The following is a 21,159-nucleotide window of genomic DNA, read 5'->3' on the forward strand; positions in this document are numbered from 1 at the left end:
AGGCGGCGCCCTGTAGGGGGCTTGCCTCTAGGGGCGCGGGGAACTGCGCGACCAGCCACAACGGCGCCGCAGCCGGATTGACAACCCATCGCGCCCTTCAACGGGGCAACCCCAACCCCCGCTCAGCAACCTGCGTACGCAAAACCTCGTTGGCCCCACCAGCAATCGTGTACGCCCGCGAGTACAGATGCGCGTCCTGCCACCACCCGCCCGCCACAACCCCCGCCTCACCCTCGACGAGCAACCCGTCCGTCCCCTGCAGTCGCAGCCCGAACTCAGCCAGATCATGGTTGAGTTCGCTGAAGAAGATCTTGCCCAGCAGGGCGTCAGCAACCCCCTCGGTCCCGTGCAGCATCCGCGACTGCGCCAGCGAGATCATCGCCGCGTTCACCTGCACCCGCGCCGCCAGCTCCCCGATCGTCTGCCGGGTGGCGGAGTCCTCCAGCGCGGGCCGGCCACCGACCGGCGTCTCCTGCGCGAGCCGTACCAGGTCGTCCAGTACGGCGGACAACTCGGCGCCGCGCGCGGCCACCCCGGAACGCTCGCGGCCGAGGCTGCTCATCGCCACCCGCCAGCCGTCGTTCACCCGGCCGATGACGTTCGCGGCCGGGATCCGGACGCTGTCGAGGAAGACCTCGTTGAAGTCGGTGGTCCCGGTGATCTCACGCAGCGGCCGGATGTCGACACCCGGGCTGCGCATGTCCAGCGCGAACGCGGTGATCCCCTTGTGCTTGGGCGCGTCACCGTCGGTGCGCGCCAACAGGTAACCCATGTCGGCATGCTGACCGTTGGTCGTCCACACCTTCTGCCCGTCGACGACGAAGACGGCGTCGCCGGCCTCGTCCTCCCGGCGCGCCCGGGTCCGCAGCGAGGCCAGATCACTCCCCGCCTCCGGCTCGCTGAACAGCTGGCACCACACATCCTCGCAGGCGCGGATGCGGGGCAGGAAGCGCGCCTGTTGCTCGGCGGTGCCGAAGTCGAGCAGGGCGCCCGAGGCCAGCGAGGCCGCGCCGACGGGCGGCCAGGTGCGGGCGCGGGCGATCTCCTCGGCGACGACGAACGGTTCGAGGGGATGGGCGTCGGGCCGGCCGCCGTACTCGGCGGGCCAGTCGATGCCGAGGAGGCCCGCCTCGTACAGCTTCGCGGTCCACTCCCGGATCGCCGGCATCAGCGCGGGGTCGGGGGCGCGCGCACCGGAGTGGGTCTTGACGCCGGGCGCGTGCTCGGTGACGAATGCCCGCACCTTTCTCCGGAACGCCTCGAGTTCGGGGGTGGACTCCAGTCGCATTGCTGCCGGCTCCTTAACGTCGTCGTCATGCGCACGATCTCGAAATGAGGGTACTCTAAAGGTGCTGGTTGTCACTCGCCAGAGACCGCCAGAGATCAGGAGCAGAACGGGAAACGCCGATCCGATCTCGGCGTCAGGCACCCGGCTCGCACGTCACCCGTGCCACCGACGAATAGACTGGGGATCCGCAATTTCCCCGCTGAGGAGTTGGCCCCATGGCGACTGCCGTCGACCGCGAACCCGCCGACGGCGAGGCCGGTGTCCCGGTCGGCAAACTGGCCGCACAGACCGCGCACCGCATCGAGGCGACCGTGATCCGCCAGGGCTGGCCCGTCGGTGAGTCCCTGGGCTCCGAGGTGGACCTGCGGGAGCGCCTGGGCGTGAGCCGTGCGGTGCTGCGCGAGGCGGTACGACTGGTCGAGCACCACCAGGTCGCCCGGATGCGGCGCGGCCCGAACGGCGGCCTGATCGTCTGCGCCCCCGACGCGGGACCGGCGACCCGCGCCATGGTGATCTACCTCGAATTCGTCGGCACCAGCGTCACCGACCTGCTCCAGGCCCGCCAGCTCCTCGAGCCGATCGCCGCCGGCCTTGCCGCCGACCGCATCACGGAGGAGGGCATCGCCACCCTCCGGGCCACGCTCGACGGCGAACTCGCCCACTGGGACGACCCGTCGGTCCATTCGCAGGACCCGCTGCACCCGGTGCTCGGGCAGTTGTCGGGAAACCCGGTGCTGCATCTGTTCGTGGACGTGCTCACCCGCCTCACCGCCCGGTACGCGCACACCTCCCGCCGGGTCACCAAGGCCGAGATGCATGCGGCGAAGGAGACCTCGCACCGCGCTCACCGCGCGGTCGTCGAGGCCGTGATCGCCGACGACGGCGCCCGCGCGCAGGCCGAACTCACCGCCCACCTGGAGTCGGTCGCCGCCTGGATCGAGAAGCACCGGGTGCATCGCGGGCAGCGGATCTCGGGGAACGTGATCGAGCCGGAGCTCGTCGAGGGCCTGCGGGCCAAGCTCGCCGAAGTGGTGGCCGCCCGGATCCACGACGACATCGCGGCGCGGGGCTGGCAGATCGGCATGGTGCTCGGCTCGGAGGCCGACCTGCTGGCCCGTTACGGCATCAGCCGGGCCGTGCTGCGGGAGGCCGTGCGGCTCCTGGAGTACCACTCGGTTGCCCGGATGCGCCGGGGCCCCGGCGGCGGACTGGTCGTCACCGCGCCGGAACCGCAGGCCAGCATCGACACGATGGCCCTCTTCCTCGAATACCAGGGCGTCAAGGCTGACGACCTGCGGATCGTCCGCAACGCCATCGAGCTCGGCATCATCGCCAGGGTGACCGCCCGGCACGCCGGAGGTGACACCGAGGTCGTCGAACGCCTCACGAAGGCCGTCCGCTGGCCCACCGAGGGCCCGGCCGACGAACTCCGCAAGGCCGACCTGTTCCACTCCGAACTGGCCGCCCTGGCCGACAATCCGGTGCTGTCGCTCTTCCTCTCCATCATCACCGAACTCTTCCGTCGGCACGCCTCGGGCCACGATCGCCCACTGCCCGGCGACACGGCGGCCGAGGAGGTCCAGCACGTGCACCAGCGCATCCTCGACGCGATCGTGCAGGGCGACGCGGGGGTCGCCCGCCACCGGATGGGCCGGCATTTGGATGCACTCATTCCCTGGTGGCACTGACGAGACGCGGTCGTCTACGGCTGTGTACTGCCACTTTCCTGATCGCCCTGGACCGAGGAAGGTAATTACGTATACTGAATAGGGTCCACTGAAGGAGCTGCGATGCGCCGGACCCTGTTCGAACAGGATCATGAGGACTTCCGTCTCCTGGTCCGTGACTTCATCGCCCGCGAAGTGCTCCCGCTGTACGAGGACTGGCGCCGCGCCGAACTCGTCCCCCGTGAGCTGTTCACCGCACTCGGCAAGCTCGGCATCATCGGTACGGCGATCCCCGAGGAGTACGGCGGAGGCGGCTCGGACGACTACCGCTTCAACGTCGTCATCCAGGAGGAGTGCGCCCGCGCCGGCGTGACACTGGGCGGCCTGCGCACCCATCTCGACGTGGTCGTCCCGTACTTCACGGGGCTGGCCGACGCCGAACAGCGGGCCCGCTGGTTCCCGGGCCTCGCCTCGGGCGAGCTGTACACCGCGGTCGCGATGAGCGAACCCGGCACCGGCTCGGACCTCGCCGGCGTCGCGACGAAAGCGGTCCGTGACGGCGACCACTACGTCCTCAACGGGGCGAAGACGTTCATCACCGGCGGCCACCACGCCGACCTGGTGATCGTCGTGGCCCGCACCGCCACCGATCCGGACAACCGGCGCGCCGGGCTGTCCCTGCTGGTGGTGGAGAAGGGGATGCCCGGGTTCGAAGTCGGACGCAAGCTCGAGAAGATCGGACTCCAGGTCCAGGACACGGTGGAGCTGTCCTTCGCCGACGTCCGCGTTCCCGTCGCCAACCTGCTCGGCGAGGAGGGCGCGGCCTTCTCCCTCCTCGGCCGCAACCTGGCCCAGGAACGGCTGGCCATCGCGGTCGGCGCCGTCGCCCAGGCCCGTGCCGCGATCGACCTGACCGTCACCTACGTACGCGACCGGACCGTCTTCGGGAAACCGGTCGCCCACTTCCAGAACACGAAGTTCGAACTTGCCGCCCTGGACACCGAGTTGACGGCCGCCCAGGCCTTGCTGGACGCGGCGGTCACGGCGCTCGTCGCCGGTGAACTCAGCCCCGTCGACGCGGCCAGGACCAAGCTGTTCTGCACCGAGACACAGGGCCGGGTCGTCGACCGCTGCCTCCAACTGCACGGCGGCTACGGCTACATCCTCGAATCACCGATCGCGCGGCTGTACGCGGACGCGCGGGTGACCCGTATCTACGGCGGCACCAGCGAGGTCCTGAAGACCATCATCAGCAAATCCCTGGGACTGTGACCCGTCCCGTTCGAGACCCGTTTCATTCAACACCCGTCCCATTCGAGAAGTGTCCCGTGAGGAGTGGGAAATGAACATCGACGGTTCATCGGCGCTGGTCACCGGAGGCGCCTCCGGCCTCGGTCTGGCCACCGCCCGCCGGATCATCGAGCGTGGCGGCAAGGTCGTCCTCGCCGACATCTCCGAGGAACAGGGCGTCAAGGCGGTCGCCGACCTCGGTGACGCCGCCCGCTTCGTCCGCGCCGACGTCACCGACGAGGCCGCGGTCACCACCGCCCTCGACACCGCCGCCCAACTCGGCCCGCTGCGCTTCGTCGTGCACTGCGCGGGCCGCGGCGGCGACCGCACCCGGATCATCGACCGCGACCGCAACCCCGGCGAACTCGACACGTTCGCCGAGGTCGTACGGGTCAACCTGATCGGCACCTACAACGTGCTGCGCCTGGCCGCCGCCCGCCTCGCCGCCAACGACATCGTCGACGGCGACCGTGGCGCGGTGGTCCTGACCGCGTCGGTGGCCGCGTTCGACGGCCAGATCGGCCAGACCTCCTACACCGCGGCCAAGGCGGGCGTGCACGGCATCACCCTGGTCGCCGCCCGTGACCTGGCCAGCTGGCAGATCCGGGTGAACACCATCGCGCCGGGCGTCATGGACACCCCCATGCTCGGCCGGCTCCGCGAGGACATCCGCGACGGACTCGCCGCGTCCGTCCCGCACCCCAAGCGCCTCGGCACCCCGGACGACTACGCCCGCCTGGCCATCGAGATGCTGGAGAACCCGTACCTCAACGGCCAGACCGTCCGCCTCGACGGCGCCATCCGCATGGCTCCGAGGTGACCGAGCCCGCCCAGCTGGCCCAAGAGGCGGCCACCGACGAGGAGTTCAGGACCCGCCTCCGTACCTTCCTCACCGCCCATCACCCCGGCCGCCGCCCGAAGGACCCCACCGAGCGACTGCCTTGGCAGAAGGCATGGCTGGCCACCCTGTTCGACGCCGGGTACGCCGGTCCGAGCTGGCCACGCGAATACGGCGGCATGGAACTGGACTTCGCCCGACAGGTGATCTACCAGGAGGAGTACGCGCGAGCCCGGGTGCCAGGACCCCTCGGCACCGGACTCGGCATCGCGGCGCCGACCCTCATCAAGTACGGCACTCCAGAACAGAAGGAGCGCTTCCTGCGCCCCATGCTGCGCGGCGACGCCGTCTGGGCACAGGGCTATTCGGAACCGGAGGCCGGCTCGGACCTGCCCGCCCTGCGGACGACCGCGCGACGGGACGGTGGCGGACCCGACGACTCCGGTGCCGTGTACGTCGTCAACGGGCAGAAGGTGTGGAACAGTTCGGCCGACATCGCCGACATCCTCTTCACCCTCGTCCGCACGGGAGCGCCCAACTCCCGCCAGGATGGCATCAGTTACCTGCTGATCGATGCCCGCGCCCCTGGCATGAGCGTGCGCCCGCTGCGGGACCTGACCGGGGACGCGCACTTCTGCGAGATCTTCTTCGACGACGTACGTGTGCCGGTGGCCGACCGGATCGGCCCGGAGAACGGCGGCTGGCCCCTCGTACGGACGAGCCTCGGCCACGAACGCGCGGCCGGCGCGATGAACCAGGCGGCGCTGTACCGGCGGGTCCTCGACGAGCTGATCGAGCTGGCTCGTGAGCGCGGCGCGACGACGGACCCCCTGGTGCGCGACCGCCTCGCGGACTTCGAGATCCGCGTGCGGATCATGCGCCTGACCGGGATGCGGACCATCGCCGACATCATGACGAAGGGCGAGCCCGGGCCGGCGTCCTCGACGTCACGGCTGTTCATCGTGACCTTCGAACAGGAACTGCACGAGTTCGCCCTGGAGTTGCTGGGTGCCTACGGCATCCTCGGCCGCCGCGATCCGCACGCCGTCCAGCGCGGACGCTGGGTGTGGGGCTTCCTGCGCACCCGGGCCTCGTCGATCGGGGCCGGCACCGCCGAGATCCAGCGCAACACCATCGCCGAACAGGTACTGGGCCTGCCCCGTGACCCGGCGATGCCCACTGCGCACACTGCCGAGAGGACACGATGAGAGCCGCACGCTGTACGGAGTACGGGCCCCCGAGCGGCCTGAGCGTCGTCGAACTCGGCGACCTCGAACCTGGCCCGGGGGAGGTGCTGGTCCGGGTGCACGCCGCTGCCGTCAACTTCCCCGACGTACTGCTCGTGGCGGACCGCTACCAGGTCCCCGCGCCCCTGCCGTTCACGCCGGGCAGCGAGTTCGCCGGTGTCGTGGCCGCGCTGGGGCCCGGGGTGTCCGGCCCGCCGGTGGGCTCACCCGTGGCCGGGGCGGTGCTGACCGGCGCCTTCGCCGAGCAGGTCGTGGTGCCCGTGTCCGGCCTGCGTCCCGTCCCGGACGGGCTCGACATGGTCCACGCCGCCGCGTTCCACGTGACGTACGCGACCGCCTACCACGCGCTGACCACTGTCGGGCGGGGCGAGGCGGGAGAGTGGGTGGCGGTGCTCGGTGCCGCGGGCGGGGTCGGCTCGGCGGCCGTCGACGTCGGGAGCAGGCTCGGGATGCGCGTGGTCGCGGCGGCGTCGAGCCAGGAACGGCTGACGGTCGCCCGCAAACTCGGGGCGCTGGCGGGCGTGGACTACGTCCGCGAGGACCTGAAGACCCGGCTCCGTGAACTGACCGACGGCGGCGCCCATCTCGTCGTCGACCCGGTGGGCGGCGACCACGCGGAGGCCGCCCTGCGCGCACTGCGGCGGGGCGGCCGGTTCGTCACGGTGGGCTACGCCGACGGGAAGATCCCGCGGATCCCGCTGAACCTGGTCCTGCTCAAGGACGCGGTCGTACGGGGCTTCGAGATCCGCATGCTGCGCCAGTACGCCCCGGACGCGGTGGCCGCCGGCGACCGGGCGCTCGCCGCGATGGTCCGCGACGGGATGCGCCCGCTCGTCTCCCGCGTCCACCCCCTCGCCGACGTGGCCGCCGCCCTGACCGACGTCGCGGAACGCCGGACCACCGGGAAGGTGGTCATCGACATGACGGGCGGTGCGTGAACCCTGTTCGCGTGGAACCGTTTGCGTGAAACCCGTTCAGAAGGTGGGCAGTTGGGGCCGCCGCTTGACGTACCCTGCCGCGTCGACGCGCATCTGCATGCCGGTGACGTAGCGGGACTCGTCGGAGACCAGGAAGAGGACGGTGTCGGCGATGTCCTCGGGCTCGACGTAGGGGATACCGAAGCCGGTCGTCGCGGGGAAGCTGGGCAGCGCGTCCTCGCGGGTCGGGTTCTCCAGGTCGGGCCGGAACGACCGGTACATGAGGTCGCTGTTGAGCATGTCCGTGTTGACGTTCGTCGGGTGCAGCGCGTTGACGCGGATCTGCCGGGACGCGAGCACCGTCGCCAAGTCGTGGACGAACGCGGCGACTTGGCGCTTGGCGAAGGAGTAGCCCAGGCCGCCCGGACCGTTGGCCGGGTTGTCCGTGGTCGCCGGGATCAGCCCGGCGATGGACCCGGTGGCCACGATCGAGGCGCCGTCGGGCAGATGGGGGAGCGCCGCGTCGACGGCGTGCACCACCCCGTTGAAGTCGACGGTGACGGCGTCCAGGAAGGCCTGGGCGGTCTGACCGGGGCCCAGCGGGCAGATCCCCGCCTGGGCGACGACCGCGTCGAGCCGCCCGAGTTCGGCCACGCCCTCGGCCACGACAGCCTTGAGTGCCCCCGGCTCACGCACATCGGCCTTGCGCGCGACGATGCGTCGCCCGAGCTTCTCGACCTGACGCACCGTCTCGTCCAGGTCGGCCTCGGTGGCCAGTGCGTAGCCGTTGGTGGCGATGTCCTCGCAGAGGTCCACCGCGATGATGTCGGCGCCCTCCGCGGCGAGCCGGATCGCCTGGGCCCGGCCCTGGCCGCGTGCCGCCCCCGTGATGAAGACGACCTTGTCCTGCACTCGACCCATGGGGTCTCCTTCCGTCGAATAAAAGAGTAGCCTGAATGTTCGTGAAGGGATCTGACTCACATCCATGATCCGTGAGAAGCAAGGGGTTTCATTTCCTTCTTCCACTGAGTGAGACCCGATCAGTACACGCAATGTGTCGATGCTGGAGAGTCTCCGAGACCGAGGGAGCGCAAGGATGCCGTTGCAGCCATGGATGAAGTTGCTGTCGACCGACGACCACCTGATCGAGCCCCCACGACTGTGGTCCGACCGACTGCCCGCGAAGTACCGGGAGGCGGGCCCCCGGAGCGTCGAGCAGCCGCGCGGAGCGGGCCAGGCCCCCGCCGAGGTGTGGGTCTACGAGGACCGGATCTACCCCTACATCGGCCTCAACGCCGTGGCGGGCAAGAGCCCCGAGGATTTCGGCCTCGAACCGACGCGCTACGACGAGATGATTCCGGGCTGCTACGACCCGAAGGCCCGTCTGCGCGACATGGACCTCGACGGGGTCTGGGGGGCGTTGTGCTTCCCGTCCTTCCCAGGGTTCTCGGGTCATGTCTTCATGGAGGGCAAGGACCGTCGACTCGCGCTGCTGTGCGTTCAGGCGTGGAACGACTTCGTCCTCGACGAGTGGTGCGCCACCGCGCCCGGCCGGCTCATCCCCCTGGTGATCCTGCCGCTGTGGGACGTCGAGGCCTGCGTCGCCGAGATCCACCGGACCGCCGCCAAGGGCGCCAAGGCGATCTCCTTCCCGGAGAACCCGGCCCCGCGCGGCCTGCCCTCCTTCCACACCGACCACTGGGACCCGGTGTTCTCCGCGGCCGAGGAGACCGACATGCCCCTGTGCCTGCACTTCGGCACCTCGGGCAAGGCGCCGAAGACGGCCGACGAGGCGCCGTTCGCGGTGACGATCGCCCTGTTCGGCACCAATGCGATGTACGCCACCGCCGACCTGCTCTTCTCCCCGGTGCTCCACAAGCACCCCAAGCTCAAGATCGGGCTGTCCGAGGGCGGAATCGGCTGGATCCCGTACCTGCTGGAGCGCAGTGACGGCACCTGGGAGCGGCACCGCTTCTACCAGAACGTCAACCAGAGCGTGCGGCCCTCGGAGCTGTTCCACAAGCACTTCCACGGCTGCTTCATCGACGACCGCTTCGGCGTCGAGGTACGCCACCATGTCGGCGTCGACAAGATCACCTGGGAGTGCGACTACCCGCACTCCGACTCGTACTGGCCGGGGAGCCGCGCCTACGCCGCCGAGGTCCTCGACGACGTACCGGACGACGAGGTGCACAAGATCGTGGAGCTGAACGCCCGCCGCCTCTACAACCTCCCCGCATGAGCCGGCGGCCGGAGTCCGAGCGGTCCGACTGGACCGACCTGGACCTGCTCACCCGCGAGGAGGCCCACGGCAGGCTCCTCACGGAGATCGCCGAGACGGACGTACGCCTCGCCGAACTCGGCGCCGACGACGAGGCCGAGGCCGAGCGCGAACTCCTCCAGCGGCGGCTGCGCGCCCTGCGCGAGGCCGCCGAGGATCTGACGAACCCGACGAACCCGACCGACCTGACCGACCACTCGAAGAACTGAGGTTGCCATGGGGCGAGTTGAGGACAAGGTTGCGCTCATCACGGGTGCGGCACGCGGTCAGGGCCGCTCGCACGCCGTACGGCTGGCGGAGGAGGGCGCGGACGTCGTCATCACCGACGTCTGCCACGACATCAGCGACGCGCTGCCCTACTCGCTCGCGTCGAAGGAACAGCTGGAGGAGACCGCCGAGTTGGTGCGGGCGACGGGCCGGCGGTGCGTCGCGGTCCAGGCCGACGTCCGCTCCGTCACCGAGATGCGGGCCGCCGTCGACGCCGCGCACGAGGAGTTCGGGCGCCTCGACGTGGTCGTCGCCAACGCCGGTGTCATGAGCTCGGGTTCCGCCTGGCAACTGACCGAGGAGGCCTGGGACGTCGTCGTCGACGTCAACCTCAAGGGTGCCTGGAACACGGCACGGGCGGCGCTCCCGGGGATGATCGAGGCGGGCAACGGCGGCTCGATCATCATGATCAGCTCGGCGGCGGGCATCCGCGGCCATGTGCCGTACGCCCACTACGTGGCCGCCAAACACGGCGTGGTCGGCCTGATGAAGGCCCTCTCCAACGAACTCGGCACACACCGCATCCGGGTGAACACCGTCCACCCCACCGGCGTCAGCGACACGGGCATCACCGTCGGGGTACCGATCGACGAACTCGCCGCGCGGGAACCGATGTTCGCCCTCGCCGCGATGAACACCCACGCCCCGTACGTCGAGCCCCGGGACGTGTCGAACGCGGTCCTGTTCCTCGCGTCGGAAGAGGCGAGATACGTCACCGGCCTGCAGTTCACCGTCGACGCCGGGTCGACCAACAAGCCGTAGAACAGGAGTGGTTCGTGAAGATCACCATCGATACGTCGTCCTGCTCGGGACACGCCCGGTGCGCGGCGGCGGCACCCGGACTCTTCCGCCTCGACGACGACGGCTACGTGCTGCCCGTCGACGGAGAGATCCCGGAGGGCCTCGGAACAGCGGCCCACGACGGTGAACGGGCCTGCCCGGAACGGGCGATCACCGTCGAATGACCTCCCGCCCGACGACTGGGCCCTACGACGACTGAGCCCCACGACAACTGAGCCCCACCGCCTCCGATGCACTGGAGGCCGTGGGGCTCAGCCATGTCCAAGCAGTCGGCTCAGCCGCCCGGCATCGGCGGCGGTGTGAAGTTGTGGCCCCAGAACGCGCCGTCGGTGATCTCGTAGACGGGCACCGGCTCGGGCACCTTCAGACCGTTCCAGCCGAACTCGACCGCGTAGTTCTCCGGCGACCAGACGTAGAACGACACCATGTGGTCGTTGGTGTGCTTGCCCAGCGAGTGCATCATCGGGACCTCGTACTTCCCGGCCCGGTCCAGCGCGCGCCCCACGTCGTCCAGCGTCGCGCCCTCGACCATGAAGTGCAGCAGCCGCCCCGGACCGGGCATCGGCGTCACCCCGAGGGTGTGGTGCCGTGGGTTGCAGCCCATGAACCAGGTGGTGCCGCCCGGTGAGCGCATCGTGTTCCGCTCGATGAAGCCCAGCACGTTGACGTAGAACTCGAACGTGCCCCGCGCGTCCTCGGCGGAGATGATGGCGTGCCCGAAGCCCATGTCGCCGGTGACGAACTGCGACACCAGCGGGGTCTGTACGGGCACATGGTCGAGAGTCGTGCCGTAGAACAGCTCGACCGGGTTGCCGCCCGGGTCGTTGAACTTGACGAAGCCCGTGACCTTCCGCGCCGCGGCCTCCGCCTCGGTGCCGGCCGTCACCTTGATGCCGGTCTTCTCGACATCCGCGACCAGCCCCGCCAGCTCCCGCTCGTCGAGAACCTCGAAGCCCAGCGCCGTCATCCCGGGCTGGGCACCCGGAGAGACCACGATGCGGGCCGGATAGTCGTCCATCCGGAAGTGCAGGGACTCGGGATCACCGCCCTCGACGGGCATCAGACCGAGGAAGTCGCCCCCGAAGGCCTTCCACTTGTCGATGTCGTTGGACTCCAGACGCAGGTACCCGAGTGAGCGAACACCCATCAGGTCCTCCCCTCGCATTGATCAGGTCCGGGCGGCCCGAGGGCCCCCGGCATCGTTACGTCCACGACGCTAGACAGCCCGCGCCACCCACCGCCGGGACCGTCCCACTGATCGGGAGCCCACCCACGGGCGCCGACTGCCCGGTGGCACGGTGCTGGCATGACACTCACCTCCCTGACGTACGAGGACACCCTGCGCGAACTCCCCACCGACGAGGGCGTGTTGCGCTACCACGAGGCGGGCGACGGACCGCCGCTGCTCCTGCTGCACGGGTCGGGTCCGGGGGTGACCGGCTGGCGCAACTACCGGGGCAACCTGCCCGTGTTCGCGAAGCACTTCCGCACCCTCGCCCTGGAGTTCCCCGGCTTCGGCGTGAGCGACCCGACCGATGAGAACCCCATGGCGGCGGCCCCGAAGTCCGTACTGCGCTTCCTCGAAGGACTCGGGCTCGACCGGGTGGACGTCGTCGGGAACTCCATGGGCGGGTACGTGGCCGTGGGCCTCGCCGTCGCGCACAAGGACCTGTTCCGCAGGGTCGTGACCATCGGCGGGGTGGGCCGCAACATCCTCTCCCCGGCGCCCAGCGAAGGGCTCAACCTGCTGGTGGAGTTCACCGAGAACCCCACCCGGGAGAACCTCGTGCAGTGGCTGCGGTCGATGGTTCACAACCCCGCCCTCCTCACCGACGAACTGATCGAGGAGCGCTGGGCGAGCGCCACCGACCCGGCGACGCTGGAGGCGTCCCGCCGGATCTACGGCCGGCAGGCGATGGCCGCGATGATGGCCGCCCAGGCCCACTCGGACCAGCCCATCTGGGCGGCGCTCCACAAGGTCACCGCACCCACGCTGCTGACCTGGGGCCGCGACGACAGGGTGACCCCGCTGGACAACGCGCTGCTGCCGATGCGCACCATCCCCAAGGCGGAGTTGCACGTCCTCCCCGACTGCGGGCACTGGGCCATGATCGAGCAGAAGGCGGCCTGGGAGAGCGCGGTGCTGGCCTTCCTGACCCGCCCGGAGACCTCCTGAGCCTCCTCCTGAGTGACGCGGCGGGGAGACTCGACGACATTCGACATGGGGGGCCGACGACGTGGCGAGACCCGCAGAGGTACGGCAGCCCGCCGCTCCGATGTCGAGCTCCCAGGCCGCCCGCCAGATACGCATCCTGCGCGCCGCCTCCGAACTCGGCGCTCGCGAGGGGCTCGCCCGAGTGCAGATGCACGACGTGGCCAGGGAGGCCGACGTCGCCATCGCCACGCTGTACCGCTACTTCCCGTCCAAGCCCTGTCTGTTCCTGTCCGTCCTCGAATGGCACATCGAGGAGTTCCTCGGCGGCCGGGATGTCACTCCTCCCGCCGCCGACGGGAACGACCCGGCGGCGGAGGTGGCGCGGACGCTCGTCGCGCTGAGCGGGAAACTGCTGGCCAGCCCCCTGCTGGCGTCGGCGGTGGCGCTGTCGTCGTTCACGGAGTACGCGAGCGTGGTCCCGACCCGGTTCGACATCGTCGAGCGGGCCCTGGGGCAGCGGCTCCTGCACCTGCTCGGATGCCACGGAGGCTACGCGGACGCGGAGACCGCGCGCAGCAGGGTGCGGCTGCTCGTCTACAGCTGGTGGGGCCTGTTCGTGGCCATGCTGACCGAGGAGATCACCACCGAACAGGCGGAGGCGGACCTCCACCTGGCCGCGCGACTGATCGCCACGCCCTGAACACGAACACGAACACGAACACGCGACTGTGCCCGGGACACGACAGGTGTCCCGGGCACAGCCGTGGGGTCAGTCATTCGCGCCGGCGATGTCGAGCACCGCGAGGTAGGAGAAGGCGAGACTCGAACCGATCGGAGTCCCCGCACCCGGATACACGCGTCCGGACATCGCCGCCGCGGTGTTCCCGCTCGCGTAGAGCCCGTCGATCGCGCTGCCGTCCGGCCGCAGCACCCGCGCGTTCTCGTCGGTCGTCAGGCCGCCCTTGGTGCCGATGTCGGCCGGGAGGATGGTCGCCACGTAGTACGGCGGGGTGTCGAGCGGCAGCAGCAGCGGATTCGGCCAGTCGGGCGTGGGCGGCGCGGGGTAGTTCAGCGCGGGCAGGGCGGGGAAGCCCAGCACGTGGTGGGCGATCTGGTCCCAGGGCGTCTCACCGCGATGGAACCTCTCGTCGACCCCGGTGGGCGCGTAGCCGTTGAACTCCTCGATGGTCTCGCGCAGGGTGTCGAGCGGTACGTCGATCAGCTTCGCCACCTCCTCGAGGGAGTCGGCCTTCCTCAGCGCGCCCGACTCGAACCACTCGGGGCGCACCGGCTCGTCGGCCGGGCCGCCGAAACTGTCCCGGTCGAGCTGGCGCTGGTCGATGATCCAGTGGGCGGGGATGTGCGAGACACCTGTCGTCCTGTGCAGACGGAGGATCTCGTGCCCGGCCTGGTCGTACGGGCGGGTCTCGTTCATGAAGCGTTCACCTGCGGCGTTGACCCAGATCCCGCCCCGCGTGCCCGTGTGGAAGACGGGCAGCCCGTCCGGCCACACCAGGCCCGGCACGAGCCAGGCCTCGTCGAGCAGGTCGGTGGCGGCACCGACCGCCATCCCCGCCAGCAGGGCGTCGCCGGTGTTGCCCGGGGCGCCGTGCGACCACTCGCCGGTGAGCGGTGGCTGGTGCTTCCCGCGCAGGTCGGCGTCGCGCTCGAAGCCGCCGGCGGCGAGGATCACGCCCCGTGAGGCCCGGATCCGGACGGGCTCACCGTCGCTGACGGCGTTCACGCCGACGACCCTGCCGTCCTCGACGATCAGGCTCTCCAGCGCGGTGTCGAGCCGAAGCGTGCCGTTGCCGGTCTCCAGGAACGCGGCCAGCGCCCTGCCGATCAGGGCGCGGCCACCGTTGAGCACGGGGCCCTGATCGACGCCCCACCGCTCCATCGAGACGGGCTCGCGCACGAGCCGGGCATGCTCGCCGAGTTCGGCGGCGGGAATCTCCGGCGGGAAGATGGTGTGCCCGGCGGGGGAGGCGCCGGGGGCGTCCGCGTAGTACTCCGGCACGGGCGCGTACACGAACGACCTGAACCACTCGTTCTGCTCCAGCTCGTCGATCAGCTGTGCGCCCGCCCGCAGATACGCGTCCTGGCGCTTGTCCCGGGAACGGTCGTCGACGATGGTGCGCAGATACGTCCGGGAGCCCTCGACGCCGTCGTCGACGCCGGCCCGCCGCAGCGGTGCGGAGCCCGGGAACCAGAGCCCGGCACCGGAGTAGGCGGTGGTGCCGCCCACCCGGTCGGTCTTCTCGATGACGAGCGTACGCAGGCCGCGCGACGCCGCCACATAAGCCCCGACCAGACCTCCGCCGGACCCTACGACGACCACGTCGTAGACATCTTCGTTGATGCTCACCATGACCTCCTCATGAATGCCGACGTTCTTCGGTGGGGGTGTGCGTGGGGATCGCGACCACAGGTGGGGGACGTCGGGCGGAGACGTGCACACTCTCTCGCCACCAGCCGTTCAGCGGTTCGCCGGACGACGGTAACGAGCCGTCGCCGCCCCGATGTTCGGACATCTCGCTCACCGAGACGCCCCCCGGTCGACGCCTCAGTCCCGCTCAGCGGAACGTTCGCGCCTGCCATGCGCCGGGGCCGCTCAGGCTGGAGACCCGGTACGAGCTGAGGATGCGAATGACAGACATTGGGGAACCGACGGCCGTCGCACAGCGCGCGGCCGTCGTCGCCGAGGCGGCCGCCCGCCTGACCGGCGCGGCCCGGGACCACAAGCCGTGCGCCCCCGTGCGGGACCTGCTCGGCGCGAGCGACATCGGCCTCGCGTACGCCGTTCAGCAACGCGTCATCGGTGACCGGATCACCGCCGGAGCAAGGGTCGTCGGCCGCAAGATCGGGCTCACGTCCGAGTCCGTCCAGCGCCAAGTGGGCGTCGACCGGCCCGACTTCGGGGTCCTGCTGGACGACATGGACGTCTCCGCGCTGCCGGAGGTCCCCAGCGAACGGCTGCTGCAGCCCCGGGTCGAGGCGGAGATCGCGTTCGTGCTCGCCGCGGACCTGGACGACGACGACCTCGACATCGAGCGGGTCCGCTCGGCGGTCGGACATGCCGTGGCGGCCCTGGAGATCGTGGACAGCCGGGTCGCCGACTGGGACATCGCGATCACGGACACGGTCGCCGACAACGCCTCCAGCGGCCTGTTCGTCCTCGGCGGCGAGCGCGTCGGCCTCAAGGAGTTCGAACCCCGGGACGTGACCATGCGGTTGTACGCCGACGGCGAGCTCGCGTCCGAGGGCACCGGAGCCGCCTGTCTCGGCGACCCCCTCGCGGCGCTGCTGTGGCTGGCCCGTACCGCCCGGGAGTTCGGCGACCCGCTGCGCGCCGGCCAGGTCGTGCTCTCGGGCGCCCTGGGCCCACTTGTCCCCACCCCGCCGGGCAGCACCGTACGGGCCGAGATGTCGGGCCTGGGATCGGTGACAGCGACCTTCTCCACCAAGGGACTTGAGGAAGACGGATGACGAAGACGAAGGTGGCCGTTATCGGCTCCGGCAACATCGGCACCGACCTGATGATCAAGGTGCTGCGCCTGTCCGACACCCTGGAGATGGCCGCGATGGTGGGCATCGACCCGGACTCGGACGGACTGGCGCGCGCCGCCCGTCTGAAGGTCCCCATCACGCACGAGGGCGTGGACGGACTGATCCGTATGGACGGCTTCGACGAGATCGCCATCGTCTTCGACGCCACGTCGGCGAAGGCCCACGTCGAGAACGCCGAGAAGCTCGCCCCGTACGGCAAACGCCTCGTCGACCTCACGCCGGCGGCCATCGGCCCGTTCGTGGTGCCACCGGTGAACCTGGACGAGCACCTTGCGAACGCAGATGCCGCCGACAACGCCGCCGACAACCTGAACATGGTCACCTGCGGCGGCCAGGCGACGATCCCGATCGTCTACGCCGTCAGCCGGATCACCCCCGTGCCCTACGCCGAGATCGTCGCCTCGATCGCCTCGAAGTCGGCCGGGCCCGGCACCCGGGCCAACATCGACGAGTTCACCGAGACGACGTCCGGGGCGATCGAGAAGGTGGGCGGCGCCCGGCGCGGCAAGGCGATCATCGTCCTGAACCCGGCCGAACCGCCGCTGATCATGAGGGACACGGTGTACTGCCTGATCGGCGACGCCGACCACGACGCGATCCGTGCCTCCGTGGAGGAGATGGTCGCGGCGGTCGCCGAGTACGTGCCGGGCTACCGGCTCAAGCAGCAGGTCCAGTTCACGCCGGTCCCTGAGGGCGACCCGGTGCACACGCTCTTCACCGGCGACCCCTCCGAGGCGACCACCAAGGTCTCCGTCTTCCTCGAAGTCGAGGGCGCCGCCCACTACTTGCCCGCCTACGCCGGCAACCTCGACATCATGACCTCGGCCGCCCTGCGCGTCGCCGAGCGCATCGCCCAGCGATTCTCCTCCGAGGCGACCACCGAGGTGACCGAATGACCGCCACCCCCAGGCTCTACGTCCAGGACGTCACCCTCCGGGACGGGATGCACGCCATCCGGCACCGGATCACCCCCGAGTTCGTGGCGAAGATCTCCAAGGCGCTCGACCAGGCGGGCGTCGACGCCATCGAGGTCGCGCACGGCGACGGTCTGGCCGGCGGCAGTCTCAACTACGGGCCGGGCAGCAACACCGACTGGGAGTGGATCGAGGCGGCGGCGGACGTCATCGAGCGCGCGACGCTCACCTCCCTCCTGCTGCCCGGCATCGGCACGATCGTCGAACTCAAGCGGGCCTACGCCCTCGGGGTCCGCTCGGTGCGCATCGCCACGCACTGCACGGAGGCGGACGTCGCCGCCCAGCACATCTCCACCGCTCGCGAACTCGGCATGGACGTCTCCGGGTTCCTGATGATGGCCCACATGGCGTCCCCGGAGGTCCTCGCCGGGCAGGCGAAGCTGATGGAGTCGTACGGCGCGCACTGCGTGTACGTCACCGACTCCGGCGGCCGGCTGACCATGGACGGGGTGCGCGACCGGATCCGCGCCTACCGGAACGTGCTCGATCCGGAGACGCAGATCGGCATCCACGCGCACGAGAACCTGTCCCTCTCGGTGGCCAACTCGGTGGTGGCCGTCGAGGAAGGGGTGGCCCGGGTCGACGCGTCGCTCGCCGGACAGGGCGCAGGCGCGGGCAACTGCCCGATCGAGCCGTTCATCGCCGTCGCCAACCTCCAGGGCTGGAAGCACGACTGTGACCTGTTCGCCCTCCAGGACGCCGCCGAGGACCTGGTCCGCCCGCTCCAGGACCGACCGGTGCGCGTCGACCGGGAGACCCTCACCCTCGGCTACGCCGGCGCCTACTCCAGTTTCCTGCGCCATGCCGAGGCGGCGGCGGAGCGCTACGGCCTCGACGCCCGCACGATCCTCCTAGAGGTCGGCAGGCGCGGTCTCGTCGGCGGCCAGGAGGACATGATCGTGGACATCGCCCTGGACCTCACCCAGGGCTGACATCGGCCGTCGTACCGCTCCCCGTAAGCAGTCTTCCGGGGAGCGGTACTTTTTTGCGTCCCCGGAATATTAGACCGACCGCCCCAATTAGTCGGTGCACGACTCTTTCTCTATGGCCCATGGCGTTGGTACCTTGACGCCGAAGCCGAACTAGAATTGATTTCAGTTTGAGCAGAGAGGCACCGACGATGACGTCTGCCCTTCGCCTGGACTCGCGACCCTCCGAGGTCGTCGGGCAGGTACTGCCTCCGTCGATGATGGAGCGCGTGACGCTGATCATGGATCTTTTCGAACGTCCGCAGACCCATCTGACGCTCGAAACGGTCTCGCGCCGGACCCATCTCCCGCGCTCCACCACCCACCGGATACTCGACCAGCTGGTCCGCCTGGACTGGCTGCGCCACACGGTGGCCGGATATACGCTGGGACAGCGGGCGCTCGGCCTGGGGGGCCGGGAGATCGGCCACAGCGCGCTGCGGTCGGCCGCCGCGCCCCACCTCCTCGACCTGGCCGTCCGTACCCGAATGGTCGTCCATCTGGCCGTGCTCGACGGGCCCGAGATCTACTACCTGGACAAGATCGGAGGCCGTGCGGCGGTCGACATCCCGTCGAAGGTCGGGGGCCGCGCGGTCGCCCACTGCACCGGGCTGGGCAAGGCCATGCTCGCCTGGCTGAGCCCGGAGGAGATCGACGCGCGGTACGCACAGCTGATCGAGCGCCGTACCGACCACAGCATCGGCCACCTCGACCACCTGCACAGCGAACTCCGCACAGTGCGCCGCCGCAACGGCCTGGCGATCGACCGAGGAGAGTGTTTCCCCGACCTCGGCTGCGTAGGCCTCGCTCTGCGCGGTCCCGAAGGCCCGATCGGCGCGATCTCGGTGGTGGGGGACGGCAGCTCCTCCCTGGAGTTGGTGGCCCCCTTGGTGGTGAACGCGGTAAAGGCGGTCTCCGAGGACCTCTTCGGAATCGGCTAGAGCAGGCGCGCCCTTCTTGAGGGGCGCGGGGGTGTATCGATTTGCGGCTCCGCCGCGTGGGCGCGACAAGCCCCGACCGACCCGCGGCCAACGAACAACCTCGTTGTATGTTCACCGCAGGCCGCCGGGGGCCACCTCACCAGGCAGTCCATCCCCCGTCCGCGGTGCCCGTCGATTCACCCGCACCCCCGGTCCGCCTGCTCCACAGGCGGCGACTTGGTGGGCGCCTCGCCCCCACCCTTGCCGGCCGCGTACGCGGCGATCCGCTCGAACCCCGTGCTCGCGTGCACCCCGATGCAGTTGATCACCACGTGCGTCCCCGCACCGGTCACCCGGACGCTGCGGCCGTCGAGGCGCAGGTCGGTGCCGACGTCGGCCACGGTCAGTTCTCCGCGGGGATGTCGCGCAGCGTCCGCTTGAGGACCTTGCCCGAGGGAGTGCGGGGGAGTTCGTCGACGACGTCGAAACGGGCCGGCACCTTGAACTTCGCCAGGCGCCCCTGACAGAACTCCCGCAGCTCGTCGACGCCGGCGTCGGTGCCCGGCCGGAACACCACGAAGGCGCGCGGGACCTCGCCCCAGCGCGGGTGCGTCAGGCCGACGACCGCCGCTTCCAGGACGGCCGGATGCTCGTACAGGACCCGTTCGACCTCGGGGGTGGCGATGTTCTCGCCGCCGGAGACGATCATGTCCTTCTTGCGGTCGTCGATGTAGAGGAAGCCCTCCTCGTCGACGTGTCCGATGTCGCCGGTGTGGAACCAGCCGTCCCGCAGGGCCGCGGCCGTCGCCGTCTCGTCGCGCCAGTAGCCCGCGAAGACCTTCGGGCCGCGCAGCGTGATCTCGCCGAGTTCGCCCGCCGGGGCCTCCTTGTCGGTGTCGTCGACGATCCGGATCCGGGTGTGCGGCACGGGCCGTCCGACCGAGCCCAGTTTGGACAGGGCGTGCTCGCGGTCCAGGAAGGTGTCGCCGGACACCGTCTCGGTCAGGCCGTACGCGTCGGCGAACCAGGCGTTCGGGAACGCGTTCATGATGCGCCGCAGCACCGGCTCGGGAGTCTTCTCGCCGCCGCCCACGATGAAGCGCATCGAGCTGGTGTCGTACGACTCCCGGTCCGGCACCTCCAGGACGGCGTTGACCATCACCGGCGCCAGCCAGGCGTTGGTGACCTTGTGCTCCTCGATGGCCCGCAGTACACCCGGCGCGTCGAACTTGCGCTGGAGGACCACACCGCCACCCGCGTACAGCACCGGAAGGGCGGGCATGTCCAAGCCGCCGACATGGTAGAGCGGTCCGGCCACGAGCGTGGTGTCCGCCGCGGTGAGGCCGAAGTGGACGATCTGGGACACGTTCTTCGCGTGCAGATTGCCGTACGTGATGCGCACACCTTTGGGGCGTGAGGTGGTGCCCGAGGTGTACATCAGCCGCTGGAGATCGTCCGGCCCGACCTCGACAGGATCCACCCGGGCGCCCTCGTGCCGGTCGAGCAGCGCCTCGTAATTGGTCCACTCGTCCGATTCCGGTTCACCGTCCACCAGGATGCGGTGCTCCAGGTCCGTGAGTTTCCCGGCGATCCGGTCGGCCGCCCGAACGAACTCCGGTTCGGTGATGATCGCCTTCGCCTGGGAGTGGCCCAGAATGTACGCCCATTCCTCCTCGGACAGGCGGTAGTTCAACGGGAGGAAGACTGCCCCGACGCGGTTGGCCGAATAGACGAGTTCCAGGAACTCCGGCCGGTTGTAGAGCAGCAGCCCGACGACGTCGCCGCGCCGGACGCCCAGCTCCGTCAGGCCCGCGGCCAGCCGGTTGACCCGGTCGTGGAGCTCGCGCACCGTCAGGCGCCGGTCCTCCTGTGTCACGGCCACGGCGTCGGGCCGCTGGGTCAGGTGGTAATCGAGGATGCTCGCGAAATTGTGCACGGGTCTCTCTCGCTCTGTGTCTGCACGGCGAATGCTTCTT

The 21,159-nt window shown here is 70.0% G+C and carries 21 protein-coding genes; 15 read left to right on the plus strand and 6 right to left on the minus strand.

What is annotated here, in order from left to right; translation table 11 throughout:
- Positions 1-97: 97 nt before the first annotated feature.
- Positions 98-1,288 (minus strand): acyl-CoA dehydrogenase family protein, encoded by a 1,191-nt coding sequence (locus G3I71_RS31775; protein ID WP_164320004.1) that lies wholly within the window; start codon positions 1,286-1,288, stop codon positions 98-100.
- 215 nt (positions 1,289-1,503) lie between these two features.
- Between G3I71_RS31775 and G3I71_RS31780 the strand changes: the two genes are divergently transcribed.
- The 5 genes from G3I71_RS31780 (at position 1,504) to G3I71_RS31800 (ending at position 7,268) form a co-directional block, all read left to right on the plus strand.
- The gene (locus G3I71_RS31780) at positions 1,504-2,976 is read left to right on the plus strand and encodes a FadR/GntR family transcriptional regulator (protein WP_164320006.1); all 1,473 of its coding nucleotides are present in this window, start codon (positions 1,504-1,506) and stop codon (positions 2,974-2,976) included.
- Positions 2,977-3,078: 102 nt separating this feature from the next.
- Positions 3,079-4,227: an acyl-CoA dehydrogenase family protein gene (locus tag G3I71_RS31785; RefSeq protein ID WP_164320008.1), complete on the plus strand. Its 1,149-nt coding sequence runs from the start codon at positions 3,079-3,081 to the stop codon at positions 4,225-4,227.
- A gap of 70 nt (positions 4,228-4,297) precedes the next feature.
- The gene (locus G3I71_RS31790; RefSeq protein ID WP_164320010.1) at positions 4,298-5,065 is read left to right on the plus strand and encodes an SDR family NAD(P)-dependent oxidoreductase; all 768 of its coding nucleotides are present in this window, start codon (positions 4,298-4,300) and stop codon (positions 5,063-5,065) included.
- Complete coding sequence (locus tag G3I71_RS31795; RefSeq protein ID WP_343243131.1) at positions 5,062-6,291, plus strand: acyl-CoA dehydrogenase family protein; 1,230 nt, start codon at positions 5,062-5,064, stop codon at positions 6,289-6,291. The genes G3I71_RS31790 and G3I71_RS31795 overlap by 4 nt, the downstream gene beginning before the upstream one ends.
- Positions 6,288-7,268 carry an NADPH:quinone oxidoreductase family protein gene (locus G3I71_RS31800; protein WP_164320012.1) on the plus strand — a complete coding sequence of 327 codons (981 nt, stop codon included), beginning with the start codon at positions 6,288-6,290 and terminating at the stop codon, positions 7,266-7,268. Before G3I71_RS31795 ends, G3I71_RS31800 begins: the two co-directional genes overlap by 4 nt.
- Before the next feature lie 36 nt (positions 7,269-7,304).
- Here G3I71_RS31800 and G3I71_RS31805 read toward each other — a convergent pair whose 3' ends face one another.
- Positions 7,305-8,168 (minus strand): mycofactocin-coupled SDR family oxidoreductase, encoded by an 864-nt coding sequence (locus G3I71_RS31805; RefSeq protein WP_164320014.1) that lies wholly within the window; start codon positions 8,166-8,168, stop codon positions 7,305-7,307.
- A gap of 175 nt (positions 8,169-8,343) precedes the next feature.
- Here G3I71_RS31805 and G3I71_RS31810 point away from each other — a divergent pair, with 175 nt between their 5' ends.
- The 4 genes from G3I71_RS31810 to G3I71_RS31825 are packed head-to-tail and all read left to right on the plus strand — an operon-like array spanning position 8,344 to position 10,760.
- The gene (locus G3I71_RS31810; protein ID WP_239149454.1) at positions 8,344-9,489 is read left to right on the plus strand and encodes an amidohydrolase family protein; all 1,146 of its coding nucleotides are present in this window, start codon (positions 8,344-8,346) and stop codon (positions 9,487-9,489) included.
- Positions 9,486-9,737: a hypothetical protein gene (locus G3I71_RS31815; RefSeq protein WP_164320016.1), complete on the plus strand. Its 252-nt coding sequence runs from the start codon at positions 9,486-9,488 to the stop codon at positions 9,735-9,737. Before G3I71_RS31810 ends, G3I71_RS31815 begins: the two co-directional genes overlap by 4 nt.
- Positions 9,738-9,744: 7 nt before the next feature.
- Positions 9,745-10,557 carry a mycofactocin-coupled SDR family oxidoreductase gene (locus tag G3I71_RS31820; RefSeq protein WP_164320018.1) on the plus strand — a complete coding sequence of 271 codons (813 nt, stop codon included), beginning with the start codon at positions 9,745-9,747 and terminating at the stop codon, positions 10,555-10,557.
- Between the two features lie 14 nt (positions 10,558-10,571).
- The gene (locus G3I71_RS31825) at positions 10,572-10,760 is read left to right on the plus strand and encodes a ferredoxin (protein ID WP_164320020.1); all 189 of its coding nucleotides are present in this window, start codon (positions 10,572-10,574) and stop codon (positions 10,758-10,760) included.
- A 110-nt stretch (positions 10,761-10,870) separates the two neighbouring features.
- Here the strand turns inward: G3I71_RS31825 and G3I71_RS31830 are convergent, their stop codons facing one another.
- On the minus strand, positions 10,871-11,743 hold the full coding sequence (locus G3I71_RS31830; protein WP_164320021.1) for a VOC family protein: 873 nt from the start codon (positions 11,741-11,743) through the stop codon (positions 10,871-10,873).
- Positions 11,744-11,902: 159 nt separating this feature from the next.
- Between G3I71_RS31830 and G3I71_RS31835 the strand changes: the two genes are divergently transcribed.
- Together G3I71_RS31835 and G3I71_RS31840 are read left to right on the plus strand one after the other, a co-directional pair.
- The gene (locus tag G3I71_RS31835) at positions 11,903-12,772 is read left to right on the plus strand and encodes an alpha/beta fold hydrolase (protein ID WP_164320022.1); all 870 of its coding nucleotides are present in this window, start codon (positions 11,903-11,905) and stop codon (positions 12,770-12,772) included.
- A gap of 61 nt (positions 12,773-12,833) precedes the next feature.
- On the plus strand, positions 12,834-13,451 hold the full coding sequence (locus G3I71_RS31840) for a TetR family transcriptional regulator (protein ID WP_343243132.1): 618 nt from the start codon (positions 12,834-12,836) through the stop codon (positions 13,449-13,451).
- Between the two features lie 69 nt (positions 13,452-13,520).
- Here the strand turns inward: G3I71_RS31840 and G3I71_RS31845 are convergent, their stop codons facing one another.
- Positions 13,521-15,122, minus strand: a complete 1,602-nt coding sequence (locus G3I71_RS31845; RefSeq protein WP_203731868.1) for an FAD-dependent oxidoreductase — start codon at positions 15,120-15,122, stop codon at positions 13,521-13,523.
- 278 nt (positions 15,123-15,400) lie between these two features.
- Between G3I71_RS31845 and G3I71_RS31850 the strand changes: the two genes are divergently transcribed.
- The 4 genes from G3I71_RS31850 (at position 15,401) to G3I71_RS31865 (ending at position 19,204) form a co-directional block, all read left to right on the plus strand.
- The gene (locus tag G3I71_RS31850) at positions 15,401-16,240 is read left to right on the plus strand and encodes a 2-keto-4-pentenoate hydratase (protein ID WP_164320024.1); all 840 of its coding nucleotides are present in this window, start codon (positions 15,401-15,403) and stop codon (positions 16,238-16,240) included.
- Complete coding sequence (locus G3I71_RS31855; protein WP_164320026.1) at positions 16,237-17,217, plus strand: acetaldehyde dehydrogenase (acetylating); 981 nt, start codon at positions 16,237-16,239, stop codon at positions 17,215-17,217. Before G3I71_RS31850 ends, G3I71_RS31855 begins: the two co-directional genes overlap by 4 nt.
- Complete coding sequence (dmpG, locus tag G3I71_RS31860) at positions 17,214-18,227, plus strand: 4-hydroxy-2-oxovalerate aldolase (protein WP_164320027.1); 1,014 nt, start codon at positions 17,214-17,216, stop codon at positions 18,225-18,227. Before G3I71_RS31855 ends, dmpG begins: the two co-directional genes overlap by 4 nt.
- 254 nt (positions 18,228-18,481) lie before the next feature.
- Complete coding sequence (locus tag G3I71_RS31865; protein WP_203731924.1) at positions 18,482-19,204, plus strand: IclR family transcriptional regulator; 723 nt, start codon at positions 18,482-18,484, stop codon at positions 19,202-19,204.
- A 176-nt stretch (positions 19,205-19,380) separates the two neighbouring features.
- Here G3I71_RS31865 and G3I71_RS31870 read toward each other — a convergent pair whose 3' ends face one another.
- On the minus strand, positions 19,381-19,584 hold the full coding sequence (locus G3I71_RS31870) for a hypothetical protein (RefSeq protein WP_203731870.1): 204 nt from the start codon (positions 19,582-19,584) through the stop codon (positions 19,381-19,383).
- Between the two features lie 2 nt (positions 19,585-19,586).
- Positions 19,587-21,119, minus strand: coding sequence for a long-chain fatty acid--CoA ligase (locus tag G3I71_RS31875; protein WP_164320030.1), 1,533 nt, complete (start codon positions 21,117-21,119; stop codon positions 19,587-19,589).
- Positions 21,120-21,159 lie beyond the last annotated feature (40 nt).

Source organism: Streptomyces sp. SID12501 (assembly GCF_010550245.1).
GTDB lineage: Bacteria > Actinomycetota > Actinomycetes > Streptomycetales > Streptomycetaceae > Streptomyces.

Excerpts from the sequence above, each read along its gene's own strand:
- G3I71_RS31775 (WP_164320004.1), bottom strand. The coding sequence starts at position 1,288 with ATGCGACTGGAGTCCACCCCCGAACTCGAGGCGTTCCGGAGAAAGGTG.
- G3I71_RS31780 (WP_164320006.1), top strand. The coding sequence starts at position 1,504 with ATGGCGACTGCCGTCGACCGCGAACCCGCCGACGGCGAGGCCGGTGTC.
- G3I71_RS31785 (WP_164320008.1), top strand. The coding sequence starts at position 3,079 with ATGCGCCGGACCCTGTTCGAACAGGATCATGAGGACTTCCGTCTCCTG.
- G3I71_RS31790 (WP_164320010.1), top strand. The coding sequence starts at position 4,298 with ATGAACATCGACGGTTCATCGGCGCTGGTCACCGGAGGCGCCTCCGGC.
- G3I71_RS31800 (WP_164320012.1), top strand. The coding sequence starts at position 6,288 with ATGAGAGCCGCACGCTGTACGGAGTACGGGCCCCCGAGCGGCCTGAGC.
- G3I71_RS31805 (WP_164320014.1), bottom strand. The coding sequence starts at position 8,168 with ATGGGTCGAGTGCAGGACAAGGTCGTCTTCATCACGGGGGCGGCACGC.
- G3I71_RS31810 (WP_239149454.1), top strand. The coding sequence starts at position 8,344 with ATGCCGTTGCAGCCATGGATGAAGTTGCTGTCGACCGACGACCACCTG.
- G3I71_RS31815 (WP_164320016.1), top strand. The coding sequence starts at position 9,486 with ATGAGCCGGCGGCCGGAGTCCGAGCGGTCCGACTGGACCGACCTGGAC.
- G3I71_RS31820 (WP_164320018.1), top strand. The coding sequence starts at position 9,745 with ATGGGGCGAGTTGAGGACAAGGTTGCGCTCATCACGGGTGCGGCACGC.
- G3I71_RS31830 (WP_164320021.1), bottom strand. The coding sequence starts at position 11,743 with ATGGGTGTTCGCTCACTCGGGTACCTGCGTCTGGAGTCCAACGACATC.
- G3I71_RS31835 (WP_164320022.1), top strand. The coding sequence starts at position 11,903 with ATGACACTCACCTCCCTGACGTACGAGGACACCCTGCGCGAACTCCCC.
- G3I71_RS31845 (WP_203731868.1), bottom strand. The coding sequence starts at position 15,122 with ATGGTGAGCATCAACGAAGATGTCTACGACGTGGTCGTCGTAGGGTCC.
- G3I71_RS31850 (WP_164320024.1), top strand. The coding sequence starts at position 15,401 with ATGACAGACATTGGGGAACCGACGGCCGTCGCACAGCGCGCGGCCGTC.
- G3I71_RS31855 (WP_164320026.1), top strand. The coding sequence starts at position 16,237 with ATGACGAAGACGAAGGTGGCCGTTATCGGCTCCGGCAACATCGGCACC.
- dmpG (WP_164320027.1), top strand. The coding sequence starts at position 17,214 with ATGACCGCCACCCCCAGGCTCTACGTCCAGGACGTCACCCTCCGGGAC.
- G3I71_RS31865 (WP_203731924.1), top strand. The coding sequence starts at position 18,482 with ATGATGGAGCGCGTGACGCTGATCATGGATCTTTTCGAACGTCCGCAG.